The 2,864-nt window shown below is 72.1% G+C and carries 1 protein-coding gene; it reads right to left on the reverse strand.

Translation table 11 applies throughout. The annotated features are described in order from the left end of the window. On the reverse strand, window positions 1-2,864 hold a 2,864-nt coding region (locus tag ABZY11_RS43730; protein WP_356484507.1), incomplete at both ends, for an amino acid adenylation domain-containing protein.

Below are 2,864 nucleotides of genomic sequence, written 5' to 3' on the forward strand. Positions count from 1 at the left end.
ACCACCACAGCCACCCGGCCCACACCCGGATGCCCCGCAAGCACCGACTCGATCTCACCCGGCTCAATACGGAAACCACGCACCTTCACCTGGTCATCCGCACGACCCAGATACTCCAACTCCCCACCCACCGACCACCGCACCACATCACCCGTGCGATACATCCGCCCACCGGCACCACCGAACGGATCCGCCACGAACCGACCCGCCGACAACCCCGCCCGGCCCAAATACCCCCGGGCCAGTCCGGGACCGGCGATGTAGAGCTCTCCCGACACCCCGGGGGGCACGGGGCGCAGACCTGCGTCCAGGACGTATACCCGGCGGTTGGTGATCGGTCGGCCGATCGGCGGGACGCGTTCCGTGGTGCGGTCCCCGGAGAACCAGGCCGTCGAGTAGACGGTCGCCTCCGTCGGGCCGTAGATGTTGGCGACCTCGGTGCCCGGCATGGCCCGCCGGATGTCCTGCATCAGCCGGGCGGGCAGGGCCTCGCCCGCCAGGACCACCAGGTCCGCGCGTGCCGCGAGGCCGCCGTGGGTCAGCAGCTGGTCGAAGGCGGACGGTACGGCGCTGATGAGGGTGCCCGACCAGGTGTCGTACGGCGCCTCGGTGAGCGCGAGCACATCTCGCACGACCTCGACGGAGCCGCCCGACAGGAGTGGCCCGAAGATCTCGAAGACCGATACGTCGAAGTTGAGCGAGGTGGCGAACAGAACCCTCGACAGCCGCTCGCGCCCGATCCCGGCCGCCGCCCAGGCCGCGAAGCCGACCACGCTCTCGTGGCTGACGACCACGCCCTTCGGGCGGCCGGTGGAGCCGGAGGTGTAGATGACGTAGGCCGGGTTGGCGGGCCGCAGCGGCCGGACCCGGTCGACGTCCGTGGGGGCGGTTGCGGGAAAGCGGCTCAGTTCGGCGGTGACGTCCTCGGTGTCCAGGAGGAGTCGCGGGGTGCCGGTGTCCGGCAGGCCGGCGGCCACCTCGGACGTGGTCAGGACCAGTACCGGAGCCGCGTCCTCCAGCAGGAACTCGATCCGCTCCGCCGGGTACCCCGGGTCGACCGGCAGATACGCGGCCCCCGACTTGAGGACGGCGAGGACGGCGACGAGCAGATCGGCCGAGCGGGTCAGGGCGATGGCGACGAACTGCTCGGGGGCCGCGCCCCGTTGGATGAGCAGCCGGGCCAGGCGGCCGGCCCGCTCGTCCAGCTCGGCGTAGGACAGTTCGGTGCCCTGGAACGTCACCGCGACGGAGTCGGGGGTGCGTGCGGCCTGCTGCTGGAACGCGTCGGCCAGGGTGCCCGCGGGCACGGGGGCGACGGTGTCGTTCCAGTCGACGAGGATGCGCTCGCGCTCCGGTGCCGGGAGCAGGTCGATGCGGCCGACCGGCTGTGCCGGGTCGTCGACGACGGCGTCGAGCACGGAGAGCAGCCCGGCGAGGACCCGTTCGGCGCGGTCCCGGTCGATGACACCAGGCCGGTAGCCGAGGCGCAGTTGCAGCCGGTCCCCGGGGACGGCGATCAGGGTGAGCGGGTAGTGGGTGGTGTCGCCGCCGTCGACGCCGGTGACACGCAGCCGGCCGTCCGCGCTGCCCAGGTCGAGCGCGTCGATCGGGTAGTTCTCGAACACCGCGATGGAGTCGAAGAGTTCGCCGTGTCCGGCGAGCCGTTGCACGTCGGCGAGGCGGACGTGCTGGTGCGGCATCAGTCGGGCCTGCTCGTCCTGCACCGCTTCGAAGAGGCCGGAGAGGCTGTCGGCGGGGCGTACTCGCACCCGTACGGGCAGGGTGTTGATGAACAGGCCGACCATGTCCTCGATGCCGGGAAGGTCGGCCGGGCGGCCGGAGACGGTGGCGCCGAACACCACGTCCTGGCGGCCGGTGAGCCGCCCGAGCACCAGGCCCCAGCAGCCCTGCACCACCGTGTTGAGCGTGATGCCCAGTGCGCGGGCCCGCGCGCTCACGGCCTCGGTGCGTTCCGTGGAGAGCTCGATCCGGATCTGCTCGGGTGCGGCGGTGTCCGCGTCGTCGCGGGCGGGTGCGAGCAGGGTGGGCTCTTCGAGTCCGGCGAGCGCCTCGCGCCAGGCTTCTTCGGCGGCCGTGCGGTCCTGCCGGGAGAGCCAGCCGAGGTGGTCGCGGAACGGGGTGACGCGGGGCAGGGCGGTGCTGTCGGCCCCGTCCGCGTACAGCGTGAAGAGCTCGCGCACCAGCACGGCCGTCGACCAGCCGTCGAGCAGCAGGTGGTCGTAGGTGAGGACGAGCCGGTGGTGGCGGTCGGCGAGGCGGAGTGCGGTGAAGCGCAGGAGGGGCGGGGCGGCCGGGTCGAAGCGGCGGGCCCGGTCCTCGTCGAGGGTCCGGGCGACCGCAGCGTCACGCCGCTCGAGGTCCAGGCCGGTGAAGTCCTGTTCGGCCCAGGGCAGGGGGACGTCGGCGGCGATCACCTGGACGGGGGCGTCGAGCCCCTCGTGGACGAACGCCGCACGCAGCCCGGCGTGCCGGTTCAGGAGGGTTTCGGCGGCACGGCGCATGGCCGGTCCGTCGAAGTCGCCTTCGAGGTCGAGCACGATCTGAACGGTGTATGCGTCCGAGCTCGCGTCCTCGTCGAGGGCGTGGAAGTGGAGTCCTTCCTGGAGGGGTGAGAGCGGGAGTACGTCGGTCAGCCCCGGATACACGGCCTCCAGGGACTCGATCTCGTCCTGCGTGACGTCCACGAGCGGAACGTCGGACGGGGTCAGACCACCCGCGCCCGGCAACCGCGCCTCATCGACCAACGACTCCAGGACCCGCACCCACTCACGGGCCAGCTCCTCCACCTCACCCTCACCGAACAACCCACCCGGCCACGCCCACACCGCCGACAACACCGAACC

It is taken from the genome of Streptomyces sp. NPDC006510 (assembly GCF_040611955.1).
Taxonomy (GTDB): Bacteria; Actinomycetota; Actinomycetes; order Streptomycetales; family Streptomycetaceae; genus Streptomyces.